We start from the raw sequence: 1014 nt of genomic DNA, 5'->3' as shown, positions 1-1014 counted from the left end.
AGTGGTCGAGTCTATGAAGACGTCATTCGCAAAGAGCGACGTGGCGATTATCTAGGTGGAACAGTCCAGGTAATTCCTCATATCACTGATGAAATCAAACGCCGCATCGTTGAAGGTGCTAACGGCTATGATGTCGCCTTGGTTGAAATTGGCGGCACAGTTGGGGATATCGAGTCGCAACCCTTTTTGGAAGCAGTGCGACAGTTAAAGATTGAAGTGGGCTCCCAGCGTGCGCTGTTTATGCACTTAACTCTAGTGCCTTATATTGCAACCGCAGGTGAGACCAAAACCAAGCCGACCCAGCATTCCGTAAAAGAAATGCGCTCTATCGGTATTCAGCCCGATATTCTGGTTTGTCGCTCTGATCACGAGATTGATGCATCATCTCGCCGCAAGATTGCTTTGTTTACCAACGTAGAAGAGCGCGCCGTTATCCCATTACAGGATGCAAACAGCATTTACCTGATTCCACGTATGCTGAATGAACATGGTTTGGATCAAATTGTCGTAGAACGATTTGGTCTGGAGTGTGATGGGGCCGATCTAACAGAGTGGGATTCAGTGGTTGAAGCTGAATCCAGTCCGGAAAACGAAGTAACCATTGCCATGGTAGGCAAGTACATGGAATTACTTGACGCTTATAAGTCTCTAATCGAGGCGCTTAAGCATGCAGGAATTCGTACGCGCACCAAGGTTAATATTGAGTATATTGATTCCGAGAGAATTATAGATGAAGGTACTGCCGTTCTAGAGTCAGTGGACGCAATTCTAGTGCCCGGTGGTTTTGGTAATCGTGGTGTTGAAGGTAAAATTCAGACAGTTAAGTTTGCGCGTGAAAACAAGGTTCCATATTTAGGTATTTGTTTAGGTATGCAGGTTGCTGTCATTGAATATGCTCGTCATGTCGCTGGTTTGGCTGATGCGCATAGTACTGAATTTGATAAAGGCTGCGAAAACCCGGTAGTAGGTTTGATCACTGAATGGAAAGATGCCAGCGGAGCTGTAGAGCAACGT

1 protein-coding gene is annotated in these 1014 nt (G+C 46.1%); it reads left to right on the top strand.

The features are described from left to right. Nucleotides 1-1014 (top strand): CTP synthase (locus A3763_RS00880; RefSeq protein WP_068759818.1); only part of this gene is annotated, 1014 nt, incomplete at both ends.

This window comes from Oleiphilus sp. HI0128, from assembly GCF_001635365.1.
Note: the sequence above shows the minus strand (reverse complement) of the source record. Positions and strands in the feature narration are given on the sequence as shown.